Below are 24158 nucleotides of genomic sequence, written 5' to 3' on the forward strand. Positions count from 1 at the left end.
CGCCTTCGCCAATTGAAATTGTTGCAGGCTGCATAGGTTCTGTCACACACGCTTTGGCAAGCGTGGTCAGGCATGCAAGGCGCGCTTCTGCGCGCGATCTTCTGACGGGCGAGATGTTCATGCCTATCCCCCTATCCGGCTAAAGCCTCACCGTCAGTTAACGCGATATCACCCGACAATTTCTTTTCTCCGATGTCCCAGAAAAGCCCTGTCATCATCGCTAGCGCTTCTTCGGTCATCGAGACGAGCGCATGCTCGTTTGGAGCATGCTGGGAGCAGCCGGGATAGGAATGAGGCACCCAGACCGTGGCGAGGCCGAGGATCTCGGAAAAGGTCTCGTTGGGCAGCGATCCGGCGAGGTTGGGCAGAACGGCCAGCTTCTTGCCCGTGGTCCTTGCGATGGACTCCTTCACCCGCGCCACCCAGGGATGATCCGGGTTCAGCCGCGTGGCTCGGAAGAAGCCTCGGTTGGCCGGAACAATCTCGACATTCACAAAACCGTGCTTGTCGAGATGGCGGCGCAACGCCGGCAGAATGTCGTCCGGCTGCGTACCCACCACATAACGCAACTGACAATGGGCCTTGGCGCGCGCGGAGATGGCGTTGACGGGCGCCTCGGGTACACCGCTCGACTGTGCCAACACGGCAAAGCTGTTCCAGCCGAAAACACGCTCCGAGGGCGTCAGGCCCTCCTCGCCCCAGTCCGGATCGATGTCAGGGCCATTATGTCCACTGACCGGGCAATCCTTCAGGGCCTCGCGCACGGCAGGTGTCAGGCTCGTCGGGCGCCATTCGGGAATCTGGATCTGGCCGCGCCGGTCGACAATGCTTGCAAGTGCATGGGCAAGCACTATCGCCGGGTCGCGGAGCAGACCGCCCCAGTTACCCGAATGGTGCGCGCCTTCCCGCAGGTCGACGACAAGATCGAAATTGATGGCGCCGCGCGACCCCATGAAAAGAGTCGGACGCTCGGGATGCAGCCTGGGACCGTCGGAGGCGATCAGGACATCGGCGGCAAAGAGGTCGGAGTTTTGCCGGAACAGTTCCGCCAGTCCCGGCGAACCGCATTCCTCACCCATTTCGATGATGACCTTGCAATTGAAGCCGAGATAACCTTTTTCGGCGATGATCGCCCTTAGCGCGGCAATATTGATGCAGTGCTGGCCCTTGTTGTCAGCGGTACCGCGCCCGTAGATACGGTCCCCCTCTCTGACGAGTCTGAAGGGATGCAGTCCTTCCCGCCACTGCTCGGTCTGCGCACGGATGACGTCGCCATGGCCGTAGACAAAGATCGTTTCGAAGGCGGGATCCTCGATCCGCTCGGCGAAGAGGAAAGGCACGCCGGGGTCGACCGGGTTTTCCAGGATTTGAGACGCGAAACCGAGTGCATCGAGCTTTGGCGCCATTTCCTCCACCAGATAGCGTCTGAGTTCCGGCCGCTTGGCGGGTTCCTGGCTCTCCGTCTCGAAGGCCACCATACGGCCAAGCTCTTCTTCGAAGGCGCCCGAGACAAGATAATCGTTGATGCGCGCCATCGCGCCGTCACGGGTGGTCATGTCAGGTTCCTTCCTTCTCATGCACTGCATCGCCCCATGGCGACATGATCTCGGTTGCGCCGGAATTGATCTCACCTTCGCGCATGACGCCTGCTGGGCACGCGAAGGCATAAGGAAAGACGGTGCGTTTCGCCGGCTGCACGGGATAGCGCGCCTTCAGCGCCGCCATGACCTCGGCCGGTAGCGTTTCGTCGGCGACGACGGTCGTGCCGCCGCTGAAATCAATGCGTGGGCGGTGGAAGGCGGCGTCGATATCCATGCCGTCTTCCAGCATCGAAAGCGAAAGCTGGGTGACGGCCGGCATGATCTTGCGGCCGCCGGAAGCACCGATGGCGAAACGCTTGCTCTCGCCCTCGCCGATCACCGGACAAACATTCATCAGGCAGCGCTTGTTCGGCGCCAGCGAGTTCGGATTGCCGGGCTCGGGGTCGAACCACATGATGCCGTTGTTGAGGAGTAGCCCCGTCGAGGGCGAGATGATGCGCGAGCCGAAAATCGAAAGCAGCGTCTGTGTCATTGCGACCATGTTGCCGTGACGGTCGACGATGGAGAAATGCGTCGTGCAGGCCGGCGCGTTCGGGCTCTCATTGTCGCCCATGGCCGAAAGGCGTTTCGCATAGGCGGCTTCGAATGCTTCCGCTACCGCAAGCATATTGTCGCCTTCCGAGGTGCCGCGGCGGTCGGGCGCCTCGGCAAGCCGGGCGAAGACGTCGGCGATGGTCGGGCCGGCGGTGAGTTCCGGAGTGACGTGGAGCCGGCCGCGGCGGCTTTCCGCGACGAGCGGCTTCTGGAAAGCAGCGCGGTAGACCTTGAGGTCTTCGAAAGAAAGGCTGCCACCCTTGCCCTGGATATCCTTGGCGAGCGCTTCGCCAATCTCGCCTTCGTAGAGTTCGCGATGGCCCTTTTCGGCAAGGCGGGCGAGCGTGTCGGCCATTGGACCGAAATCGATCCGCTTGTCCGAGAGCGCCGTCCAGCCAGCGATGGTCGGCCACTGGCTGTCCTCGAGGAAGACCCGCGCCGCATCCGGGTCGCGAGCGAGTTCGCGCGATACCGAAGCGATGATCAGTGCCGCGTACCAGTCGACGTGAAGCCCTTCCCTGGCGAGGCTCACCGCCGGCTGCAGCAGGTCACGCCATGGCATCTTTCCCCAGCGCTCATGGGCGACGCCGATCCCGTCGACAACACCCGGCACCGCAACGGCTGTCGCACCGCGCACGTTACGGTCATCAACGACCGCCCGCCAGGGGAAGAGATCGGAGGCGTGGCCGTCGCCGGAGAGCGGATAGTCGGCCGGGTCGAGACCCGCCGGCGAGCGCATGCCGTAATAAACCGCCGTCGCCTTCGCCTCGTCGGCACGCCAGACCATCATGGCGCCGCCGCCGGTCGGGCCGCTCATCCACGGCTCGACGACGCCAATCGCGAAGGAGACGGCGACGGCCGCATCGATCGCATCGCCGCCGGCTTCGAGCACGGCCGCTCCCGCCTCCGCCGCGCGGCGGTGCTGAGCGGCGACGATGCCGCCGCGTGATACCGTTGCAGGCTTTCGCACCGTCTGGGAACGGGAGAAGTTGTTCATGCTCGATTCCTCGGGATCAGGCGACTTTCAGCGCTTCTTCGCGGTAAAGGAGGCACTCTACATAGCCGTCCTCGGTTGCGACCGTTGGCGGGAAGATGCGGTCGCACTCGCCAAAGCGCTTTGGACAGCGCGGATGGAAATGGCAGCCGGACGGTGGATCGATCGGATTCGGATAGACGGCGCCAAGCCCGATATCCGGCACGCCAAGGGACGGATCCGGCGTCAGCACTGATTCCAGGAGCGCTCCGGTATAAGGATGGCGCGGCCGTTCGAAGAGATTGGCAACGTCCGCCTCCTCGACGATACGGCCGAGATACATGACCGCAACACGGGTCGCGAGATGCTCGACGACGGCAAGGTTGTGGCTAATGAAAAGGTAGGTCAGCCCGAACTCGCGACGAAGATCGGAGAGCAGGTTCAGGATCTGCGACTGCACCGAGACGTCGAGCGCCGAGGTCGGCTCGTCGCAGATGACGATCTCCGGCCTCATGACCAGCGCACGGGCGATCGCGACGCGCTGGCGCTGCCCGCCGGAAAGCTGGTTCGGATAGGAGCGGAGCATCCGCCTCGGCAGGCCGACGACGTCGAGCATGTCGGCCACTGCCTTGGCCCGGCTCGCGCTGTCGCCGACCTTATGGATCCTGAGGGGCAACGAAACGATGTCTTCGATCGACTTGCGCGGATTGAGCGAGGAATACGGGTCCTGGAAGATGGGCTGGATGCGGCGGGCGAGCGCGATGCGGTCTTCGCCGCCGATCGCCTTGCCTTCGATCAGCACCTCGCCCTTCGTCGGGCGTTCGAGTCCGAGCAGGATTCTGGCGAGCGTCGATTTTCCGCAGCCGCTTTCGCCGACGAGGCCGAGAACCTCGCCGCGACCGAGCTTCAGATTGACGCCGTTGATCGCGTTGAGCGGCTTCGCCTTCTCGAAAAAGCCTTGCCGGACCCTGTAGGTCTTGGTGATGTCCCTGAGTTCGAGAACCGGCGTCTCGGGGGTCATATGGAAGCCTCCGCGCTTTCCTTCACGCCGCCCTCATGAACGCAGTGATAGGCATGACCAGCCTCGATGCGGCGCTCAGGAACCGCGTTTACGCAGGCGTCGACGGCGAATTCGCAACGCGTGCGGTAGGGACAGCCGCGCACGTCGCCGATCAGTGACGGAACGATGCCCGGAATGGAGCCGAGCCTGGCGCCGCGCGCAGTGCGGCCGGGGATCGGGATGCAGCGCAGGAGGCCACGCGTATAGGGGTGGGCCGGCGTGTCGAAAATCTCCTTCGCCGTGCCGTATTCGACGAATTCCCCGGCATACATGACCGCGACCCGGTCGGCGACACGGGCGACGACCCCTAGGTCGTGAGTGATGAGGATCATGGCCATGCCAAGCTCGCGCTGGAGATCGACGAGAAGGCGGAGGATCTGGGCCTGGATCGTCACGTCGAGAGCCGTCGTCGGCTCGTCGGCGATGATCAGTTCCGGCTCGCACATCAGCGCCATGGCGATCATCACGCGCTGCCTGAGACCGCCGGAGAGCTGGTGCGGATACTGGCCAAGACGGCTTTCAGCAGCAGTGATTCCGACTTTCTGGAGCAATTCCAGCGCCCTCGCCCGCGCCTCCTGCCTGGAAACGCGGCGGTGCAAGAGCATCGTCTCGGCAAGTTGGTCGCCGATCGTATAGGCCGGGTTGAGCGAGGTCATCGGCTCCTGGAAGATCATCGCCAAGCGCTCGCCGCGCAGCCGCCGCATGGTGCGCGGACTGGCGGTCATAAGGTCCTCGCCGTCGAAGGACAGGCGGCTCGCCTTGCGCTTCATTCCTTTGCCAAGGAGGTCCATCACGGCAAGCGAGGTCATCGACTTGCCGGAGCCGCTTTCCCCGACGATGCAAAGGGTCTCGCCCCGAGCGATGTCGAAGCCGATGCCACGCACGGCATGCAGCGTGCCGCCCGCGACCGGGATGTCGACAGTCAGGTCGCGGACCGACAGAAGTGGTTCGCCCATCGTCGCCTCAGCTCCGGTTTTCCGGCGCTGTCACGTCGCGAAGGCCGTCGCCGAGGAGGTTGATGGCAAGCACCAGCACGAAGAGCGCAATACCGGGAATGGTGATCATCCAGGGACTGAAGAGCATCATCTGCTTACCTTCGGAGACCATCAGGCCCCAGGACGGTGTCGGCGGCTGAACGCCAAGGCCTAGGAAGGAGAGTGCCGCTTCGAGCAGAATCGCATGCGCCATCTCCAGCGTGACGACGACAATCAGATTGTTGGCGACGTTCGGCATGATTTCGGTGAGCACGATACGCGGCACCGAGCAGCCGATGGCGCGCGCGGCGGTAACGTATTCGCGCGATGCGATCTGCCGGGTCGAGGCGCGCAGGACGACTGCGAAGCGATCCCAGAGCAGAAAGCCGAGGACGAGGATGACGACATTCAACGAGCCGCCGAAGATGGCGACGACGGCGAGCGCGACGAGCACGACAGGCATCGCGAGCCGCGTGGTGACCAGGAAGGTGACGATCGTGTCGGTGCGGCCGCCGAAATAGCCGGCGGCAACGCCCATCGTCGTGCCGATAATGCCGGAGATGAAGGCCGCGACGATGCCGATGGTCAGCGAGATGCGGGCACCGTAGAGAAGCCGGGAAAGGAAGTCACGCCCAAGAAGATCGGTGCCGAGCGGATGCTCCCACGAGCCGCCGAGGAAAACCGGCGGCTTCATGCGAGCCATGAGGTCCTGCGCATAAGGATCGTGTGGGGCGAGCAGCGGCGCGAAAATGGCGAGCAGGACGACGATCAACAGCACCACCGAGCCGATCATCAAGCCTTGGTGGCGCAAGACGCGCCGGCGTAGCATCTGCATCGGCGTCGGGCCGACGATCTCCTCGGCCTTCTTATCGAGGGCGATCGACATCAGGCGACCCTCATGCGCGGATCGAGCCACGCGTTGAGCAGGTCGGAGAGAAGCGTGAAGGCAATGTAGAACATGGAGAAGATCAGGATCAGCGCCTGCACGGTCGGCAGGTCGTTACGGCTGATCGACTCCCAGGCGAGGAAGCCCGCGCCGTGCAGCGCGAAGATCGATTCGACGACGATCGAACCGCCAAGCATGAAGCCCATCTGGACCGCCGCGAGCGAGACGACAGGGATGATGGCATTGCGCAGCGCATGCTTGAAGAGCACCCGCCACTCGCCTGCGCCCTTGGCACGGGCGGTACGGATAAAATCGGCATGGAGCACTTCCAGCATGCCGGCCCGTGTCAATCGCATGATCGCCGGCATCGCGTAATAGCCAAGGACCACCGTCGGCATGACGAAGTTTTTCCAGCTCTCGGTGCCCGAGGGCGGCAGCCAGCCGAGCTTGATCGCAAAGAGGACGATAAGAAGCAGGCCGAACCAGAAGCTCGGCATCGCTTGCCCCATCACCGAGATGAAGAGCGCGATACGGTCGACGATCGAGTTGGGACGGACAGCGGCGGCCACGCCGAGCGGAATAGCCGTCACAAGCGCGAAGGTGATAGCGCAGAGGCCGAGCGTCATGGTGATGCTGAGGCGATCTGCGATAAGCGAAGCGACGGGGAGCTGGAAATAATAGCTCTGCCCGAAATCGCCGTGCACCGCCTTCCACAGCCATTCGCCGTATTGGACGATGAAAGGCCGGTTGAATCCGTAGAAGGCGCTGATTGCCGCGATATCGGCGTCGGTCGCCCCCTCCCCGGCGACCGCCGCAGCCGGATCGCCGGAGAGGAACAGAAGCCCGAAGCTCAGAAGCGACACCGTGAAAGCCACGAGGACGGCAAGCCCCAGGCGTTTCAGTGCGAAGGCCAGCATCTCGCACTATCCTGCCATGTCGGTGCTTATTTCCAGCTCATCTGGACGAAGCGCAAGACCTCGTCAGGCGTCGGCTGGTAGCTCACTTCCTTGGTGAACACGTAGTTCGAGTTGTAGGAAAAGAGGGGCAGCCAATAGGCCTGCTCGGCAATCTTCTTCAATGCCTTTGCGTAGTATTCCTTGCGTTTTTCGGGATCAGTCGCGGTGTCGGCAACATCGAGCCATTTCTTGACTTCCTCGTCGCGCGCGTCATCGAGCGAGCCGAACTTGAAGAACTGGCTGACGATCGCCGAAGCGTCGTTGACCGAGTAGGACCCCCAAGTCTGGAAGGAAAACGGCACCTTGCCCTTCATGTTCTCTTCGCGCAGTGCCGAGTATTGCAGCATGCGCACCTTGGCCTTGATACCGACAGCGGTGAGATAACTCGCGATCGCCTCGGCATAGGTGGGGTCACGATAGGCGTAGAGGTCGACCGAGAAACCATCCGGATAGCCGGCCTCGGCGAGCAGCTTCTTAGCCATTTCCGGATTGTAGTCGTAGTGCTTCACCTCCTCCGTGCAGCCAAACTGCGAGGGGAAGCAGACCGAATGCACGACCTTGGAGGCGCCCTTCAAGAGCGACTTGACGATCGCCCCGCGGTCGACGGCGTAGGAGACGGCCTGACGAACCTTCAGCTTGGTGAAAGGCCCGCCCTTGTCGGCACGACCGGCTGCATCCATGCTGAGGTAGCCGATCCGCATCGTGCTCTCGTTGGCGACCGTGAACTTGTCCATTATCTTCAACTGCTCGGCCTGATCGGACGGTACCTGCCAGATGAAGTCGAGCGAGCCGCTTAAGAGCCCGGCAAGCTGCGTGTTGACGTCGGGGATCGTGCGGATATCGATCTTGCCGATCTTCGGCTTTCCCTTCGGGCCGTCGAAATAGTTCTCGTTGGCCTCGAGCACGAAATGCTTGCCCGGTTCGACCTCGACAACCTTGTAAGGGCCGGTGCCGACCGGCTTCAGGCCCATGCCCGAGGGACCGACCTTCGAATAGTAATCCTTCGGATACATCGAAACCGGGCCGGAGAGATACTCGATCGCGGCCGGGAACGGACCCTTGGTGTGGATGCGTACGGTGTACTGGTCGACCTTCTCGGCGTCCTTCATCCAGTTGACGTTACGTTGCGTCTTCACGCCGTTCTTCGGATCGGCGACGAAATTTACGGTGTAGACGACATCGTCGGCGTCGAAGTCCTCGCCATTGTGGAATTTGACCCCCTTCCTCAACTTGAGTTCGAGCGTCGTGTCGTCGATCCATTTCCAGGAGGTCGCTAGATTGCCGACATATTCGTTGGTCTTCGGGTCGCGATAGATCAGCCCGTCCCAGACCGCCCGCTGCAGCACCACACCCTCGCGGGAGGAGTTGAAATAGCTGTCGACGTTCTCAAGCTCCTTCGTGAAGGCGGCATTGAGCGTGTCGTTCGCCTTATCCGCCATGGCCTGGCCAGTGGTCATCATGACGGCCAATGCGACTGAACTTATCAAAAGACGTGGATTCATCTGCTTTTAACCGGCGCACCCGGCCCCTCTGGCTGGTGTTGATTTTTATTATATAATAATACAGAGCACTGCATTACGGTTTAGCGTATTAATCGAGTTTGGGCTTGTCAAGAAACCGAAGCGCTCGAGAGGCGACGGCGCGCATAAACTGTGGGCAGCGGTCAAAAGCGACGAAAAAGGGACACGGGCTTGAGCAAGGAAAAACAGGATACTTTGTTTGTCGGATCGCTTGAAAAGGGCGCGCGCGTCCTCGGCGCTTTCAACGAGCGGCACAGCACATTGGGGCTGACGGAAATTGCCGCATTGACCGGACTGGACAAGAGCGCCGTGCAGCGACTGACCAACACGCTGCACCAGATCGGCTATCTAAACAAGGATCCCGAGTCCCGGCGTTACCGCCCGTCATTGAAGTTCCTGGAACTCGGTAACGCCTATCTGTGGTCGGATCCGCTCGTGCAGCTAGCCATGCCCAAAATGATCGAACTTGGCCGCAAACTGGGCGAGCGCGTTAATGTAGCCCGACTCGACGGACACGAGATCGTCTATATAATCCGCATCCCGACACAGTTGACGAGCTTTGGCGCCATGATCGCGGGCCGACGCCTTCCCGCGCTCACCACCTCCAGTGGCCGCGCCATGATCGCCTGCCTTGATGAGGGCGAGCGCAAGGAGGCGGTCGAGACATGGCCAATTGTTGCCCTGACACCGAAGACAACGCTCGACCGGAAGAAAATCGCTGCCGCAATCGAGGATGCGGCCGCCTGCGGCTACGGGCTTACGCAGAACCAAAACATCCTGAATGAGATCGGTATCGCGGCCCCTATTCTTGCCGCCGACGGGCGCCCGATGGCAACCGTGCAGTGCTCCATATCGAGCCTGAAATGGAGCATCGAGCGGGTGCGAAAGGAAATCGCGCCACATCTCATAGAGGTGGCTAATTCCATTCACCTGGCGAGACGGGGGTAGTTGGCGACGTTCGCCCTGTCAGCCCCACCGCGTGGCAGAGCGGTCCGTCGTGAAATCGGAAAGATGCACGATGAACCGGGCGTGGACGTCTTCGTCCCGGGCATAGAGCGTGAAAAGCTCCATCCAGCTTGCATTGACACGAACGAGCGGCTTGTCCGAGGTCGACGGCAGGCAGGAAACCGACCAGTAGATGCGCTCGGTCCTGCGCGGGATCGGAATGCAGTTCGGACCGTATATCCCGAGGATCGCCAACACTTCCTTTGCCTGCGGGCGACCAAGCAGCTTCTCGAACCGGGCGGCATATCTGAAGCGCTGTTCCAGGGATTCCGAGCGCTCGGCCGCGTCCGGCAGGCCGGCCTTGCCCTCTATCCAGTCGCGCTGCTGCTCAGGATCGAGGAATTGCCGGATACCGGTGGTTCTGGGGCGAGAGGTTGTGCGCATGTCAGGCGCCTTGCGAAATTCGTCGCGTACGCCCAAGCTAGTTGTCGACCATTGGAAGGAAGTGCAGAAGGTCGGGGAGGCCTTCGCCCAATAACGTTACATGCTTGCGCATCGTGGCGTGCGCCTTTTCCGTATCCCCAGCTAGTATCGCATCCATGATCGCCTTGTGCTCGGGAATGGACGAAAGGACCCGTCCCGGCTGATAGGTGATCGTCCGCCGATAGGGCGAGATCTTCAGCGTGAGCCTGCGTAACTCCTCTTGCAGAATGCGGTTATGGCTGGCCTCGGCAACCGTCTCATGGAACCGGATATTGGCATCGTAGAAAAATTCTTCATCACCCGACTCGCTTGCCCGGATGCATTCTTCATGGGCCTGCTCGAGCAAGAGCTTCTGGCCTGGCTGCATCCGGCGCGCTGCCTGAGCCGCGGCAAGTCCTTCCAGTTCGGCAACGACGCTGAACGCATCGAGAAGGTCGGCGAGGGAAAGTTGGGAGACCTGCAGTCCCTGCCGTCCGCGAGAAATCACGAGCCCGCTTGCCGCCAGCCGCTGCAGGGCTTCGCGAACAGGGGTGCGGGAAACGCCGTACTGTTCCGCCAATTGACGCTCGTCGAGGCGATCTCCCGGCCGGCGGCTCCCTTTCAGGATCTCAGTCTCGAGACGGTGAACGACCTCGGCTGAAAGCGATGCGGTTTCACGGGGCGATGCTTCCCGGGCTGTCGGCTGCTTCTCCATATCTGATTTCATCGACTTTCGGTGGCGTAGACCTTGTTGGCCAACAATTCTCCAAGCGCGACAAGGCCATATAGCAGAAGGCCGCAGATACATAGTACCACGATCGCGGCCATGGACACTTGCGTGTCTGCCCGGGCAGTCGAGAAGATGATGAGGTAGCCGAGACCGGCTTGCGCCGTTATGAACTCGCCGATGATCACGCCGATAATCGCAAGGGTCACGGCGATTTTCATGCCGCTGAAGATATAGGGCAGCGCGGCAGGAAATCTGACACTCGCGAAGATCTGCCATTCCGTGGCCGTCAGGCCGCGGCAGAGCCGCACCATGCTCTTGTCGACGCTCAAGAGACCCGCGGTCGTTGCGATGACCACCGGGAAAAAGGCAATGAACACGGAAAAGGCGATCCGTGATTGCGAACCGATACCAAGCCAGATGATGAACAGGGGGGCGAGCGCGATCTTCGGGATGAGCTGGAAAAACACCAGGTTCGGATACAATGCTTCGCGAGCCGTATCCGAATAGGTGATGGCTATCGCCAGAATCACTCCGACGACTGTGGCCACGATGAAACTGACGGCGGACTCGACCGTGGTCGGCACCGCCTGGGTCAGGAGAACGTCATAGTGGTCGAAGATGTATTCGATGATGGCGACAGGGGACGGTAGTACGACGCTCGGCACATTGGCCAGCGTAACATAGGCTTGCCAGCCGACAAGCACCGCAAGAGCGAGCCCGATCGGGAGGACCACAGGCCGCATACCTGCGATGCCCTCGCCGGTTGAGGAGGGGGGAGCGATTATCTCGCCGGCCTCGGCCGGAACGCTTCGTGTAGACATGCTAGGCCCTCTGGTCTGATCGGGAATGCGGATGAGAGGCTTTCAACGTCGGCTCGACGACTTCCGGCGCCGCCCGGAGGGCCATAATCTTGTCGATCCAATCCGGTGCAAAGCCTCGCTTTGCCTGACCTAGAATCCTCATGGCGAAATCCGTCTCCAAGCCAGACACATCCTGGCTTCACTCAATGACTTTGAAGGGAATTCCGGCCGATGCTCCGCCCTTGTTGCCGTGGCCTTCCTCGATTGTCAGACGAAGCTGGCGGCAGATCTGGGTGAACTCGGACGTTTCCTCAATTTCGAAACGGCGCGGCCGGGGAAAAGGCATCTTCAGATCGAGGAGGATGGAAGACGGTCGGCCGCCCATGACGACGACCCGATCGGACAGGAAAGCAGCCTCGCGGATCGAATGGGTCACGAAAACGACCGTCTTCCTGTATGTCTCGAGGATCTCCGACAGGGCGACATTCATCTGATCGCGCGTTATGGCATCAAGCGCACTGAACGGTTCGTCCATCAGCAGGATATCGGGATCATGGACAAGCGCACGACAGATCGCCACGCGCTGGCGCATTCCGCCTGAAAGTTCCGACGGCTTCTTGTTTTCAAAGCCGGAGAGGCCCACCATTTTAAGAAGCTCGAGTGCCCGATCACGATACTCGGCCACGGGTCGCTTCAGGATACGTATGGGAAAGAGCACATTTTCCAGCGCGCTTTTCCAAGGCAGAAGGGTCGCGTCCTGAAAGATGATGCCGATATCGCTCCGCGGTTTCACGACGACAGAACCATCGAGGGAAACCGTGCCGACGGTCGGCTGTTCCAGTCCGGCAATCATCATAAGAAGAGTGCTCTTTCCGCAGCCGCTCGGCCCGAGCAACGAGACAAATTCGCCCCGTCCGACGTCGAGCGAAGCCGAACCTATCGCATGGATAGGCGAGTGCCGCGTAAAGTAGGTCTTCTTGACGTCGCGGACGGATACCAGGGCATCTGCGTGCTGGTCGTCCGTGCGAGAACTCGCAGCCTGCATGGTATCCGTTTCCCGCGCCAAGACTGGATTCAGCTCAGTTGACATATTTGCGATACGCCGCAGCCTGCTTCTCCGCCTCAGCCAGTTCCTTGTCGCCGAGCTTGATCTTGCCGACGAAGCTGTTGGTGAAAAGCGCATCACCGTTCGGCCTGACCGCACCATCTCCCACGCCATATTTCATGACCATGTCCAGCATGGTTTCGACCTTTTTAGGATCTGCGTAGCCAAGCCCGTGCTCTTTCACTTCCGGCACCAGATTGGTGAGATTGGTCAAGCCAAGCCCAACACGCGAATATTCCTTACCTGTCGAGGAGATGGCCACTTCGCTGTTGGCGCGAAGGAAAATATCGATCGATTCATCGAAATTCGTCATCGTAAAACGTATGGCTTCCATCGCACCATGCACGAACGCTTCACAAAGAGCCGGGTCCTTCGCGAGGCGTTGCGGCTGCGTCGTTAGAGACTGGCCATAGAACTCGATGCCTGCGCTGCTGAAAAGCATGAAGCGGACATCGGTGCCAAGCGGCACCAGGGACGGTATGGTGCTGGTGGCGAAAGCAGAAACCGCATCGACCTGCTTTGCCATGAGAGATCTCTCCCTGACCTTGCCGTCGACCTGAACGATATCGACCTTCTTCAGATCGAACCCGGCCTTGTCGGCATAGAGCGGCAGGAATGGATATTCGCCCGATGTCACGCTTGCGCCGAGCTTCTTGCCCTCAAGGTCCTTCGGCTTCTTGATAGGGGAATCCGCCAGCACACCGACTCCCATAAGCGCATCGTAGTTGATCTGGCCGATACAGGTAATCGGAAGCTTCTTGGCGGCCTGGATGATGACAGTCGGCGTTGCCGCCATGCCGAAGTCGAATGTGCCCGAACTGACGGCTTGTGCCGCCGATCCCGAACCGGAGCCGCGCGCGACGCTGACATCGAGCCCCGCATTCTTCCAGAAGCCCTTGTCCCGCGCGACATAGGCAAACAGGTTTGGTCCTTCGGGAATCCAGGAGGTGGTGAAACTGACCTTGGAGGCGGCGCGCGAAATGGACGGCATGGCAAGCGATGCGCCCAACGCTCCCGCGATGCCCAGCCCCTTAACAACCTCGCGACGTGAAATCGGCATGACAATTCCCCTTTGATGAAACGCGCTGACTTCCTGCAGCGCCTGGGCGGATGATTCCCTCTAACGGCATCAAGCGCAAGCCATATTATGCAAAAATATGATTTCAGCATGCAAAATTATGCATTTTGGGATTTTTTAATCTGGAAGACGCTCATAATTTGTGCAAGCTAATGCGCATCGGACCGCCATTTGCCTTCATACGGCATACAAAGGGAGCCTCAGCGTGAGACCTTTCGAGATTCGGAATGCCCATTTCGACCGCCTCGTGAACTCGTCGGATCTGCGCTGGATGGGGCAGAACACCAACCACGCCACGCCGCATCCGGCGGTCCTCGCAGCGATGGAAAAATGCATCCGGGACGAGGAATTCCATATCTACGCGCCGCCGGCGGGATTGGAGGAACTGCGCCAGGGCATCATCGACGATCTTGGCCTGCAGGGCCTAAGCGCCCTCGTGTCCGATGGAGCCGTCGCCTCGCTCTATCATGCGTGCCACACGCTGCTGCGTTCCGGCGACGAGTTCATCACCACGGATCCGACGTGGAACTGGCCGATGGCGTTTGCCCGTTCCGTCGGGGCGAGCGTCAAACAGATTCCGATCTACGGCGCGGAATATGGCTACAGACTCTCCCCCGAGCGTCTTGCCGCGGCCATCACCGACAAGACACGCATCATCTACCTGGTCGACCCCAACAATCCTCTGGGCACCGCCTGCACAGCGGATGAGATCGCGGCCATCGCCGCCATTGCGAAGAAGGCCGGGGCCTATCTGATCCACGACTGCACCTATCGGCATTTTGCCTACCAGCATCATCTCGCAGCGCCGCTCTATCCGGAGCGCACGATCACAATCTACAGCTTCTCGAAGTGGCTGGGACTCGCCGGACTGCGCATTGGCGCCATCGTGGCGGACGCAGAAATCATAGATATGCTGGCCGCTTCGCCGCCGAACAATCTCGGTTCCAATATCCTGGCACAGCGTGCGGCGGTCGCCGGATTGGCGATAAGGGACGAATGGTTTCCGGCCGTTCTGTCCCAGCAGCGTGCGAATCAGACGCTGGTCAAGGTCGCCGCCGAGGCCATTTCGGGGCTGTCGATGCCCGTCTATCCCTCAAACGGAAACTTCGTGGTCGTCGAATGCAAGGGTGCCGGAATTGCGCCGGAGGCTCTCGTCGCGGCATTCCAGGAAAAAGGGATCATGATCCGTCAAGGCGCCTACCATACGCCCAATTTCGGCGACCAGTTCATCAAGATCAGCACCAGCGTACCAACGCACTGGGTCGAAGAATTCGCGAGTCTGTTGCCGGAAATGGTCGCCCGCGCGCACGGCCGCAACGAAACCGTGAAGCTGTTTTGAGCACGAGCGCCACCACAGGATACGAAGGAGAACTTTATGGATTTGGAGCTGACGGGGAAGACGGTACTCATTACCGGCGCATCTCAGGGAATTGGGGAGGGCCTGGCGCGCTCATTCGGCGATGAAGGTTGCGATCTTCATCTCGTCGCCCGGTCCAAGGATCGGCTGGATGCCATCAAGGCGGAGATCGTGGACGCCCACAAGGTCGACGTCACGGTTCATGCGATGGACCTTGCCGCACCTGGCGCCGTAGACCGTTTGATGGAGGCGGTCGGCGATATCGACATCCTCGTGAACAATGCCGGCGTCATCCCGAGCGGCAATCTGTGGGACATTGACGAGCGGAAATGGCGCGACGGCTGGGAACTCAAGGTTCTGGGCTACATAAACCTCACACGTGCCGTCTATCCCCGCATGAAGGCGAGAGGCGGCGGCGTGATCATCAACAATATCGGAAATGGCGGCGAGGTGTTCGATCCGGACTACGTCGCCGGAACCACCGGCAATGCAAGCCTCATGGCTTTTACGCGCGCCATGGGAGGGCATTCGCTGAATGATAATATCCGCGTCGTCGGCGTCAATCCGGGCCCGGTCGACACGGATCGCATCTACAACATGCTCAAGAAGAGAGCCAAGGACTGGCTCGGCGACGAGGCGCGCTATAAGGAATTGCAGGAGCGGTATCCGCTCAAGCGCCCCGCACATCTGCATGAGATAACAGACCTGATCGTTTTCCTCGCATCCTATCGGTCGGGATATACGTCGGGCACCATCTTCACTGTCGACGGCGGCATCGCCTCGAGACGGTCGGTCATCTGAGGCGCGATCATGAGCTTTGCCACGACCGATGACGGTGTGAATCTTTTTTTCGAAACGGCGGGCACCGGAACGCCTATCATCTTCGTGCACGAGTTCGGCGGCAGCCACTGGAGTTGGGAGCCGCAGCTCAACTACTTTTCGCGTCGCCATCGCTGCATCACATTCGCCGCCCGCGGTTATCCCCCATCCGAAATCCCCGCGGATGTGGAACAGTATTCGCAAGAGCGCGCCGCGGACGACGTTATCGCAGTACTCGATGCCACGGGGGTTGAGCGAGCGCATGTCATCGGTCTTTCCATGGGTGGGTTCGCCGCCCTCCACGTGGCCCTCAGAAATCCCGAAAGGGTCTTGTCCGTGCTGGCGGCGGGAACGGGATATGGCGCCGAAAAAGAGCACGAAGAGTATTTCCGAGGCGTCTCCGAGCAGGTCGCGAAAAACTTCTCTGAACGTGGCTCGAAGGAATACGGTCCGCGCTACGCCGAAGGTGCGTCGCGTGTGCAGTTCCAGAACAAGGACCCGCGTGGCTGGTCACTATTCGCCGAAAGGCTTTCCCGGCACGATGAAGTAGGCGCGTCCAATACGATGCGGGGCGTTCAGATGCGCCGACCATCGCTTTATGATCTGGAAGACGATTTCAGGGTGCTCGACGTTCCCGTGCTCGTAATGACCGGAGACGAAGACGACCATTGCATCCAGCCCGGGCTTTTCCTGAAGCGCACAATTCCGCGCTGCGGCTTCGCCGTACTGCCGAAATCAGGTCACACGCTGAACCTCGAGGAGCCGGAATTGTTCAACCGCATGGCGGCGGAATTCATCGCACAGGTCGAGGCCGGCCGGTGGGGCCCGCGCGATCCCCGGGCGGACGCCTCGCAGATCATGCGCACCGACTGAAGGTTTGTCATGCGGCGATCGCTTTCCGATCTGATTGACGGCAACCGCTTATGGTCTCGCATAATGAAGCTTGCGGAGATCGGGGCTCGCGGCGACGGCGGCGTCGACAGGCCTGCTCTGTCTGCTACCGAAATCGAGGCTCGCGCGCTGATGGTTGAATGGGCGCGAGAGATCGGGCTTTCACCGTTCACCGATCCCGTAGCCAACCTCTTTCTGCGTTACGAGGGTCGGGATCGGACCTTGCCGCCGATCATGGTCGGATCGCACATCGATTCGCAGCCGACGGGTGGAAGATTCGACGGCGTCTTCGGCGTTCTTGGCGCGCTGGAAGCCGTGGAGGCCATGATCATAAACGGAGAGCAACCTCTTCGCTCGATCGATATCGTGGCGTGGACCAATGAAGAAGGATCCCGCTTCTCGCCCGGCATGAGCGGATCCAATCTTTTTACCCGCGCCAGACCGCTCGACGAGGTCATGGCACAACGCGATGCCAACGGCATTGTACTAAGAGAAGCGGCGCGGGATGTGCTTTCTCACGACCGGGACGTTCCGGTGAAGGATTTCGGCCGCCCGGTCGCCGCCTTTATCGAGGCGCATATCGAGCAGGGACCTCTGCTTGAGAAGGCCGGTGTTCCGGTAGGCATCGTAACCGGGATGCAGGGGACGCGTCGCTACCGCGTAAAGGTGAAGGGCGAGGCGGCCCACGCCGGGACGACGATCCGAAGCGAGCGGCGCGACGCCATGATGGCAGCGGTCCGCATGATCAGCGCTATTGAAGCCGCAACCATGGATCCTGCCGATGTCAAACTCACGGTTGGCCTGTTTCAGGTCACGCCAAATGCACCATCGGTCGTGCCGTCCGAGGTTCTCTTTTCCGTGGATCTGCGCCATCCCGACAATGCCGTCGTGGATCGTGTGGACGAAGCGATAAGACGCATCGTCCAGGACGAACGCGGCCCGTGTGAGGCGGAACTGAATCAAATTCAGTATGCCCCCTCGCTGGAGTTCCCGCAGAAGATCAGGGACATTATCGCTGCCGCCGCTGATCGTTGTTCCATACCAACCATGGACATCTATTCGGTGGCAGGACACGACGCGCGACAGCTTCACTATGTCTGTCCGACCGGAATGATTTTTGTGCCCTGTCGTGCAGGAATTTCCCACAATCCCGAGGAGTGGGCCGAGAAGGATGACCTCGTCGCCTGCACGAAAGTTCTTTCCGAAACCCTCGCGATACTCGCCAATAGCAGATCGTTGTAAGATCGTCGGTCGTCAAAAGTACAGGCTTCCAAGGGCATCGCCCCCTGAAGCCGTTCCTTTTTCCGAGATCGGAGCAGGCAGGGGTCTCTTTCGTGCGGCGGCATCATCGGAAAGTCGGATGATGCCGCCGCCTTCGAAATCCGACGCGCTCAGCCTGTGCGGCTCATCGCGGCCTTGACCCGCTCCGGCCGGAACGGCGTCTGGCGCAGCCGCACGCCTATGGCATCGTAAACGGCGTTCGAGATGACCGCAGCCGTCGGGCAGGTCGACGGTTCGCCGCCGCCATAGGAAGGATATTCTGGGCGATTGTTGACCAGCACGATGTCGATCCGGTCCGGTATCTCCTCGAAACGCAGGATGGGATAGCCTTCCCAGTCGCGACTGGTCACATGTGCATTGTCGAAGGTCACCTCCTCGTGCAGGGTCCGGCTGAGCGACTGGATGACGTTGCCTTCGATCTGGTTCTTCAGCCCATCCGGGTTGACGACCAGTCCGCAATCATGCGCAACCACTACCCGCTTGGCTCTTATCTCGCCGCTCTCGCGGTCAACGGTGACATCGGCGATGGTGGCGACGCGGACATCGTCGCGGTTGACCCAGGCGATGCCGCGGCCCTTGGCGAGTTTCCCGTCCTGCCCTTTAGCCGGCGAGGGCCGGCTTTCCCAACCATAAAGATCGGCTGCGGCCCGCAATACGTCGATCGCGCGCCGATCGCCGAGATATTTGAGGCGGACGGATAGCGGATCCTGATTGGCGGCGGCCGCCAACTCGTCGATGAACGCTTCCATCGCATAGGTGGTTTCAAACTGGGCCGGCGAGCGGAGCCAGGCGGTCAGGAGACCGACGCGGCCGACACCGTGACAGGCGACGTCGGCATTGTCGAACGTGTAGGCATAGTTGATGGCCGCGTCGCCCTGCCCCTCGCTGCCGATTTGAGGCAGGCCCGCAAGTTCGACGGCTATCAGGCGCGTGTCGCCGGTAGTGGGAACCCACATATGATGGCGCCAGGCAACGATGTTGCCGTCCTTGTCGAGCGCGCCCGTCAGGTCCTGCACGATGGGCGGGCCTTTCGGTTCCCAGCCATGCTCGTCCCAGCGCATCCACTGCACGCGGACGGGACGGCCGACCGCCTGCGACATCAGGGCGGCGTCGGGAATGACATGCTCGAGGCCGTTGCGGCCATAGGCTCCCGAAGCCTCGTACCATTTGACGTCGATCCGGTCCTCGGCGATGCCGAGCATCTCAGCCATGTCGGCACGCATCTGGTGCGGCATCTGCGTGCCGGCCCAGAAAGTGGCGCTGTCCTTCCTTACATCGGCAATGGCGCATGACGGCCCGATGCTGCCGTGCATCTGGAACGGTGTCTGGTAGGTGGCGTGGACGGTCTTTGCCGCGAAGGGCAATGTCATATCGACCGAACCCTTGGCGGCGACGGATGTGTTCCCTCCGACGGTTTTCCGTACCGTATCCCAGATGGCCTCCTGGGCCGGCAGACCATGCCAGTCCGACCATTTCGCCTGCCCTGCCTGCGGGCCGTCGGGATCGAGGTTCGAACCAAGCTTGTCGGCGGCCTGGATCGCGGCCCATTCTGTCTTGGCGACGACGCCGAGGAAGTTGCCGCGGCGTACCACCTGCACGAAGCCGGGAATATCCTTCAGCCCGCTTTCATCGACACTGATAAGTTCGGCCTGAACGCCATAAGGCCGCACCACGCGGCCGTGCAGCATGCCGTCCACCTTAACGTCCTGGATGTAGGTGAACTGGGCCATGACCTTGGCCGGGATGTCTTTCCGCCGCACGAACTGGCCGACGACCGTGTAGGTCGAGGGGTCCTTGATCGGGGCATCCGGCGCCACTTTCAGTTTGAAGCCCTCGCCGCTGGCGCCGATGTCGATGTCCAGCCGCTTGCCCCCGACCAGGTCTCCATAAGAAATCGTTTGGTCCGGCATGCCGATCACCGAGACCTTGCCGCCTTTGGCGGAAAGCTGCCCGGCCGGCAATTTGAAATGGGCGGCCGCCAGATCCAGCAGCGCCTTGCGCGCGGCGGCCGAGGCATGGCGGATCTGCGGTCCGGCATAGCGCACGCTCATGCTGCCGTAGGTCGGACCCTGATCGACCGTCTGCGAGGTCGTGCCCATTACCACGTCGAGCGCGTCTATGGGAAATTCCAGTTCCTCCGCCGCGATCTGCCCAAGCGCAGTCTCGACGCCTGTTCCCGTTTCAACCTTTCCGGTGAACAGGGTTGCCGTGTTGTCGGGTCGGATGGCGAGCCACGCATAGAGCTTGCCGGAAGCAGGTGACGCTACAGACGCATCCGTGGCCCCCTCGGCGGCGATCAGTTCGCGTGGATCGAAAATGCTGAAGGCAACGACCAGTCCGGCGGATCCTTTCAGAAATGTGCGGCGGCTGAACGGCAACTTGCCTGCTTCGTGCAGGTCTTCCGGGCGCGTGTTCATCCCTGACCTCCCTTGGCGGCGCGTTCGACCGCCCGCACAATGCGCATGTGGGTGCCGCAACGGCACAGATTATCGTTCAGGGCCTCTTTTATCTCGTCACGGCTGGGATGCGGGTTCTCGTCGAGGAAAGCCTTTGCGGTCATGATCATGCCATTGATGCAATAGCCGCACTGCAGGGCCTGCTCGTCGATAAACGCCTGTTGCAGCGGGTGGGGCTTCTCGGGCGTCCCCAGCCCTTCCAACGTCGTGATCTTGGCGCCTTCGGCGCTCGACAAAGGCGTGACGCAGGAGCGGATGGCCGAACCGTCCATGATAACGGTGCAGGCCCCGCATTGGGACAGACCGCAGCCAAATTTGGGTCCGTGAAGCTTCAGATCATCGCGCAGGGCATAGAGCAGCATACTGTCAGGATCGGCTTCGACAGAGTGCTCCTGGCCGTTGACGTTAAGGGTGACGGACATCGATGTCCTCCTTGCCTTGCAGCGTGAGCAGCGTCACGGTGCTGGGTGGTCGTGCGACGCACGAGGAACACCGGAAGGGTACGGCCGCCTGCAATGGATCGTCAATGTAGGCCAGTTCAAAGAAATATGATGTTGGCGCAACGATGAAACGGCGTGGCCCAACGGAATACGCATCGCGGAAACAACATCTACGCGTGCAAGCGTCGGTAGCGGGCACAGGCGTAATCCGGCCAGCCATGTTTCTGTCAGGCCGTTGTGCTTTTGCCGCTCTTCCTTCAGTACAGTTCATATCTGGCGCGGGTCGCCACACGTAAACTATAGCTGAATCTTTGCTGCCGCCGTTGGCGACAGGCCAGGGTTCGAAGAAGGCAAGATCAAGACATGCACGCACATCCTGCCGATGGAAGCCGCAGCCTCTCGCGAGAGCATCTCGAGTGGCCCTTCCTGGGACAGGAACACCGGACGCTTGCAAGAGAACTCGATGCCTTCATTGCCGATGGCGGACTTGGCGACATCGATCACCATGACGCCGATGCCGCCACAAAGACCCTCGTCGCCAGACTGGGTGCAGCGGGTTTTTTGCGCCACTGCGTACCTCGCGCCCATGGCGGCATATCGGAGGAGATCGACAGCCGCGCGCTATGCATCATCCGCGAGACGCTGGCCTATGCCGACGGGCTGGCGGATTTTTCCTTCGCGATGCAGGGGCTCGGCACTGGCGCGATCAGCCTCGCCGGATCGGAGGCGATGAAAGCGCGTATCCTGCCCCGGATCGCCAGGGGTGAACTGATTTCGGGTTTCGCGCTGACCGAGCCGGAAGCCGGCTCCGATGTCGCGGCGATGTCGACATCCGCCGAGCACGACGGCGGCGACTATATCCTGAACGGCGAGAAGATATTCATCTCGAACGGAGGCATTGCGGACGTCTACACCGTGTTCGCCCGCACCGGCGAAGCGCCGGGAACGCGCGGCATCTCGGCCTTTGTCGTCTTCGCCGAGGCGCCGGGCTTCGTCGTCGCCGAGAGGATCGAGACCATCGCACCGCACCCGCTGGCGCGCCTGCGCTTCGAGAATTGCCGTGTTCCGGCTTCGCAATTGCTGGGCGCTCCAGGCGAGGGCTTCAAACTCGCTATGCGGACACTGGATATCTTCCGGGCGTCGGTTGCCGCCGCCGCGCTCGGTTTCGCGCGCCGGGCGCTCGATGAGGCGATCGCCCATGCGCGCGCACGAAAGATGTTCGGCGCCACACTGGGCGATCTGCCGACAGCGCAGAGCACGCTGGGCGAGATGGCGACGGCGATCGATGCCGCTTCCCTTCTGACGCTGCGCACCGCCTGGAGGCGCGACGTGCAGAAGCTGCCGACGACGCGAGAGGCCGCCATGGCCAAGATGACCGCGACGGAGAACGCACAATGGGTCATCGACCAGGCACTGCAGCTCTTCGGCGGGCGTGGTGTCCGTGTCGGGGAGATCACGGAGCGACTCTATCGCGAGATCAGGGCCTTGCGCATCTACGAGGGCGCTACTGAGATACAGAAGCTTATTATCGGCCGCGACCTGATGAAGGCCGCCGGGAGATAATATCCGCCCGATTCCGCTGCCGCGGATATCTTTGGCTCCGAGCCCGGCCCGCAGCGATTGCTAGCGGCTCTCCGCGAAGGTCCTGCCACGAGGCCGCTCCATCGCCATTCGATGCCTGATGCCAAGCCCGCCATACATGCCATCCGCGCGGTAACGCCGCGCCCGAGGGGCGTTGCTTGACAATGCCTCCGGAGGAAGATTGAATGAACGTTCATTCTTCAACGGGAGGAAACGCGTAATGAAGATAAGCAGGAGAGGGTTACTGATCGGCACGGCGGGTATTGTACTCGCCAGCGTTGGCACGGCGGCGGCAGAGGACAAGGAGCCGCTGAAGATCGGCGTTCCGACGGCTTTGACCGGCCCATATTCGCAGCTTGGCGACGAGGTGAAGCGCGTGGTCGAGTTTGCCGTCGAAGAGGCGAACGCTGGCGGCGGCATCGACGGGCGCAAGGTCGAGGTGCGTTTTCTCGATACCGAGGCGAAGCCTGAACTTGCACGCCAGCAAGGCGAAAAGCTGGCGCTAGACGGTTTCAACATCCTCACCGGCACCATCGCCTCAGGCGAGGCGCTCGCCATGGGCCCGATGCTGACGCGCTGGAATGCGCTGTTTGTCGCGACGGTCCCCAAGGCCAATGCCATTACCGGCGGCCAGTGCCAGGCGAGGATGTTCCGCGTCAATCGGCTCGACGCTTCCGATGCGGCGGCCATCGGGCCGTGGCTGAAAACCCGCAAGGAAACCAAATGGGCGATCGTCGCGGCCGACATCGCCTGGGGCCACGATTCGGGCGCAAGCTTCAAGAAAGCGGCCGATAGCAACGGCAAGACGATCGTGTCGGAAAACTATCCTACATTCGGCAGCAACGATTATGCCGCCACTATCCAGAAAGTGATCGATTCGGGCGCGGAAGGCATGTGGGTGGCGCTCGCCGGCCGCGACGCCATGACATTCGCCAAGCAGGCCAAACAGTTCGGCCTGTTCGACAAGGTGGTGACCGGCGGTACGAGCTTCACCACCGACGGTACGGTGCGGGTGCTGGGCGATATCGTGAAAGGCATCCATGCCATCATCAATTACAGCGCCACACTCGACACGCCGGAAAACAAGAAGTTCGTAGCCGATTTCGCGAAGAAATATCCCAATTCCTCACCGACGAACTTCCAGGGCGAGACCTATATCGGCATGCAGGTGATTTTCCAGGCCGTGAAGAAAGCCGGCAGCGTCAAACCCGCCGACGTCGCCGAGGCGCTCGCCGGCGGCACGTTCGAGACCATCCTCGGCTCGCAGCTGATGCGCAAGGAGGATCACCAGCTCGTCGGGCCGAACTTCTTCGGCGAGGTCGCCGAAGCGGATGGTGTGTTGCGCCCCGTCATCAGCATGACGATTCCGGCCGATGTGGCGACGCCCGCGCCGGACGGAAGCTGCAAGCTCTGATGAAACAGAGGCCGGAGCAGGTCGGCGACCTGCTCCGGCCTCGCCGTGGTGGAACTTCGTCGCCACGGCGTTGACAGACGATACTGAATGAATAATCGTTCAATTCTGGGATCAGCGGGGCCTGAACTCAGGTAAGCGATCGCGTCAACCCTCACTTCGTGGGGTGGTCTGCAACGTATTCATCCGGATTCAAACCCGGGCCGTGAGGTGGTATTTCATTGAATGGCGTCGAATTGAAGAACAGCCTGCCGCTCCCTCCCCGCCCTGATGCAGAATGCATATGGCCAAGAGCCGC

General features: G+C 61.2%; 20 protein-coding genes and 1 pseudogene. 7 read left to right on the plus strand and 14 right to left on the minus strand.

Annotated features, from left to right (window positions below):
- Window positions 1-131: 131 nt before the first annotated feature.
- The 7 genes from RBH77_RS21660 to RBH77_RS21690 are packed head-to-tail and all read right to left on the minus strand — an operon-like array spanning window position 132 to window position 8444.
- Window positions 132-1556, minus strand: a complete 1425-nt coding sequence (locus RBH77_RS21660) for a M20 family metallopeptidase (protein ID WP_311029632.1) — start codon at window positions 1554-1556, stop codon at window positions 132-134.
- A gap of 1 nt (window position 1557) precedes the next feature.
- Window positions 1558-3132: a gamma-glutamyltransferase gene (locus RBH77_RS21665; protein ID WP_311029633.1), complete on the minus strand. Its 1575-nt coding sequence runs from the start codon at window positions 3130-3132 to the stop codon at window positions 1558-1560.
- Between the two features lie 16 nt (window positions 3133-3148).
- A complete protein-coding gene (locus tag RBH77_RS21670; RefSeq protein ID WP_311029634.1) occupies window positions 3149-4129 on the minus strand; it encodes an ABC transporter ATP-binding protein in 981 nt (326 codons plus the stop codon).
- On the minus strand, window positions 4126-5124 hold the full coding sequence (locus RBH77_RS21675; RefSeq protein ID WP_311029635.1) for an ABC transporter ATP-binding protein: 999 nt from the start codon (window positions 5122-5124) through the stop codon (window positions 4126-4128). Before RBH77_RS21675 ends, RBH77_RS21670 begins: the two co-directional genes overlap by 4 nt.
- Before the next feature lie 7 nt (window positions 5125-5131).
- The gene (locus RBH77_RS21680; RefSeq protein ID WP_311029636.1) at window positions 5132-6028 is read right to left on the minus strand and encodes an ABC transporter permease; all 897 of its coding nucleotides are present in this window, start codon (window positions 6026-6028) and stop codon (window positions 5132-5134) included.
- On the minus strand, window positions 6028-6945 hold the full coding sequence (locus tag RBH77_RS21685) for an ABC transporter permease (protein WP_311029637.1): 918 nt from the start codon (window positions 6943-6945) through the stop codon (window positions 6028-6030). The genes RBH77_RS21680 and RBH77_RS21685 overlap by 1 nt, the downstream gene beginning before the upstream one ends.
- Before the next feature lie 26 nt (window positions 6946-6971).
- Entirely contained in the window at window positions 6972-8444 is a 1473-nt protein-coding gene (locus tag RBH77_RS21690; protein WP_311029638.1) for an ABC transporter substrate-binding protein, read from the minus strand.
- 192 nt (window positions 8445-8636) lie between these two features.
- Between RBH77_RS21690 and RBH77_RS21695 the strand changes: the two genes are divergently transcribed.
- On the plus strand, window positions 8637-9452 hold the full coding sequence (locus tag RBH77_RS21695) for an IclR family transcriptional regulator (RefSeq protein WP_311029639.1): 816 nt from the start codon (window positions 8637-8639) through the stop codon (window positions 9450-9452).
- Window positions 9453-9488: 36 nt separating this feature from the next.
- Here RBH77_RS21695 and RBH77_RS21700 read toward each other — a convergent pair.
- The 5 genes and pseudogenes from RBH77_RS21700 to RBH77_RS21720 all read right to left on the minus strand — a co-directional run.
- Window positions 9489-9893: pseudogene (locus tag RBH77_RS21700) on the minus strand (hypothetical protein); the annotation flags it as partial.
- A 37-nt stretch (window positions 9894-9930) separates the two neighbouring features.
- Window positions 9931-10638 carry a GntR family transcriptional regulator gene (locus RBH77_RS21705; protein WP_311029640.1) on the minus strand — a complete coding sequence of 236 codons (708 nt, stop codon included), beginning with the start codon at window positions 10636-10638 and terminating at the stop codon, window positions 9931-9933.
- Window positions 10635-11345 carry an ABC transporter permease gene (locus RBH77_RS21710; RefSeq protein ID WP_311029641.1) on the minus strand — a complete coding sequence of 237 codons (711 nt, stop codon included), beginning with the start codon at window positions 11343-11345 and terminating at the stop codon, window positions 10635-10637. Before RBH77_RS21710 ends, RBH77_RS21705 begins: the two co-directional genes overlap by 4 nt.
- A 295-nt stretch (window positions 11346-11640) precedes the next feature.
- A complete protein-coding gene (locus tag RBH77_RS21715; protein WP_311029642.1) occupies window positions 11641-12486 on the minus strand; it encodes an ABC transporter ATP-binding protein in 846 nt (281 codons plus the stop codon).
- Window positions 12487-12520: 34 nt separating this feature from the next.
- The gene (locus RBH77_RS21720) at window positions 12521-13606 is read right to left on the minus strand and encodes an ABC transporter substrate-binding protein (RefSeq protein WP_311029643.1); all 1086 of its coding nucleotides are present in this window, start codon (window positions 13604-13606) and stop codon (window positions 12521-12523) included.
- A 223-nt stretch (window positions 13607-13829) separates the two neighbouring features.
- Here RBH77_RS21720 and RBH77_RS21725 point away from each other — a divergent pair, with 223 nt between their 5' ends.
- The 4 genes from RBH77_RS21725 to RBH77_RS21740 all read left to right on the plus strand — a co-directional run bounded on the left by RBH77_RS21725 (window position 13830) and on the right by RBH77_RS21740 (window position 17933).
- The gene (locus tag RBH77_RS21725) at window positions 13830-14963 is read left to right on the plus strand and encodes a pyridoxal phosphate-dependent aminotransferase (protein ID WP_311029644.1); all 1134 of its coding nucleotides are present in this window, start codon (window positions 13830-13832) and stop codon (window positions 14961-14963) included.
- Between the two features lie 36 nt (window positions 14964-14999).
- Window positions 15000-15782, plus strand: coding sequence for an SDR family oxidoreductase (locus tag RBH77_RS21730; protein WP_311029645.1), 783 nt, complete (start codon window positions 15000-15002; stop codon window positions 15780-15782).
- A 9-nt stretch (window positions 15783-15791) separates the two neighbouring features.
- Window positions 15792-16673, plus strand: a complete 882-nt coding sequence (locus RBH77_RS21735) for an alpha/beta fold hydrolase (protein ID WP_311029646.1) — start codon at window positions 15792-15794, stop codon at window positions 16671-16673.
- Window positions 16674-16736: 63 nt separating this feature from the next.
- A complete protein-coding gene (locus tag RBH77_RS21740) occupies window positions 16737-17933 on the plus strand; it encodes a M20 family metallo-hydrolase (RefSeq protein WP_311032643.1) in 1197 nt (398 codons plus the stop codon).
- A 149-nt stretch (window positions 17934-18082) separates the two neighbouring features.
- On the opposite strand, the gene RBH77_RS21745 is transcribed toward RBH77_RS21740, so the two are convergent.
- Together RBH77_RS21745 and RBH77_RS21750 are read right to left on the minus strand one after the other, a co-directional pair.
- On the minus strand, window positions 18083-20389 hold the full coding sequence (locus tag RBH77_RS21745) for a xanthine dehydrogenase family protein molybdopterin-binding subunit (RefSeq protein ID WP_311029647.1): 2307 nt from the start codon (window positions 20387-20389) through the stop codon (window positions 18083-18085).
- Window positions 20386-20850 (minus strand): (2Fe-2S)-binding protein, encoded by a 465-nt coding sequence (locus RBH77_RS21750; protein WP_311029648.1) that lies wholly within the window; start codon window positions 20848-20850, stop codon window positions 20386-20388. The genes RBH77_RS21745 and RBH77_RS21750 overlap by 4 nt, the downstream gene beginning before the upstream one ends.
- Before the next feature lie 381 nt (window positions 20851-21231).
- On the opposite strand from RBH77_RS21750, the gene RBH77_RS21755 reads away from it, so the two are divergent.
- Together RBH77_RS21755 and RBH77_RS21760 are read left to right on the plus strand one after the other, a co-directional pair.
- On the plus strand, window positions 21232-22431 hold the full coding sequence (locus RBH77_RS21755) for an acyl-CoA dehydrogenase family protein (protein ID WP_311029649.1): 1200 nt from the start codon (window positions 21232-21234) through the stop codon (window positions 22429-22431).
- 238 nt (window positions 22432-22669) lie between these two features.
- Window positions 22670-23863, plus strand: a complete 1194-nt coding sequence (locus RBH77_RS21760) for an ABC transporter substrate-binding protein (protein WP_311029650.1) — start codon at window positions 22670-22672, stop codon at window positions 23861-23863.
- The last annotated feature ends 295 nt before the right edge of the window (window positions 23864-24158 follow it).

The sequence above is a fragment of the Mesorhizobium koreense genome (assembly GCF_031656215.1).
In the GTDB taxonomy this organism is placed as follows: Bacteria; Pseudomonadota; Alphaproteobacteria; order Rhizobiales; family Rhizobiaceae; genus Mesorhizobium_L; species Mesorhizobium_L koreense.

Excerpts from the sequence above, each read along its gene's own strand:
- RBH77_RS21660 (WP_311029632.1), bottom strand. The coding sequence starts at position 1,556 with ATGACCACCCGTGACGGCGCGATGGCGCGCATCAACGATTATCTTGTC.
- RBH77_RS21665 (WP_311029633.1), bottom strand. The coding sequence starts at position 3,132 with ATGAACAACTTCTCCCGTTCCCAGACGGTGCGAAAGCCTGCAACGGTA.
- RBH77_RS21670 (WP_311029634.1), bottom strand. The coding sequence starts at position 4,129 with ATGACCCCCGAGACGCCGGTTCTCGAACTCAGGGACATCACCAAGACC.
- RBH77_RS21675 (WP_311029635.1), bottom strand. The coding sequence starts at position 5,124 with ATGGGCGAACCACTTCTGTCGGTCCGCGACCTGACTGTCGACATCCCG.
- RBH77_RS21680 (WP_311029636.1), bottom strand. The coding sequence starts at position 6,028 with ATGTCGATCGCCCTCGATAAGAAGGCCGAGGAGATCGTCGGCCCGACG.
- RBH77_RS21685 (WP_311029637.1), bottom strand. The coding sequence starts at position 6,945 with ATGCTGGCCTTCGCACTGAAACGCCTGGGGCTTGCCGTCCTCGTGGCT.
- RBH77_RS21690 (WP_311029638.1), bottom strand. The coding sequence starts at position 8,444 with ATGATGACCACTGGCCAGGCCATGGCGGATAAGGCGAACGACACGCTC.
- RBH77_RS21705 (WP_311029640.1), bottom strand. The coding sequence starts at position 10,638 with ATGAAATCAGATATGGAGAAGCAGCCGACAGCCCGGGAAGCATCGCCC.
- RBH77_RS21715 (WP_311029642.1), bottom strand. The coding sequence starts at position 12,486 with ATGCAGGCTGCGAGTTCTCGCACGGACGACCAGCACGCAGATGCCCTG.
- RBH77_RS21720 (WP_311029643.1), bottom strand. The coding sequence starts at position 13,606 with ATGCCGATTTCACGTCGCGAGGTTGTTAAGGGGCTGGGCATCGCGGGA.
- RBH77_RS21730 (WP_311029645.1), top strand. The coding sequence starts at position 15,000 with ATGGATTTGGAGCTGACGGGGAAGACGGTACTCATTACCGGCGCATCT.
- RBH77_RS21735 (WP_311029646.1), top strand. The coding sequence starts at position 15,792 with ATGAGCTTTGCCACGACCGATGACGGTGTGAATCTTTTTTTCGAAACG.
- RBH77_RS21740 (WP_311032643.1), top strand. The coding sequence starts at position 16,737 with ATGAAGCTTGCGGAGATCGGGGCTCGCGGCGACGGCGGCGTCGACAGG.
- RBH77_RS21745 (WP_311029647.1), bottom strand. The coding sequence starts at position 20,389 with ATGAACACGCGCCCGGAAGACCTGCACGAAGCAGGCAAGTTGCCGTTC.
- RBH77_RS21750 (WP_311029648.1), bottom strand. The coding sequence starts at position 20,850 with ATGTCCGTCACCCTTAACGTCAACGGCCAGGAGCACTCTGTCGAAGCC.
- RBH77_RS21755 (WP_311029649.1), top strand. The coding sequence starts at position 21,232 with ATGCACGCACATCCTGCCGATGGAAGCCGCAGCCTCTCGCGAGAGCAT.
- RBH77_RS21760 (WP_311029650.1), top strand. The coding sequence starts at position 22,670 with ATGAAGATAAGCAGGAGAGGGTTACTGATCGGCACGGCGGGTATTGTA.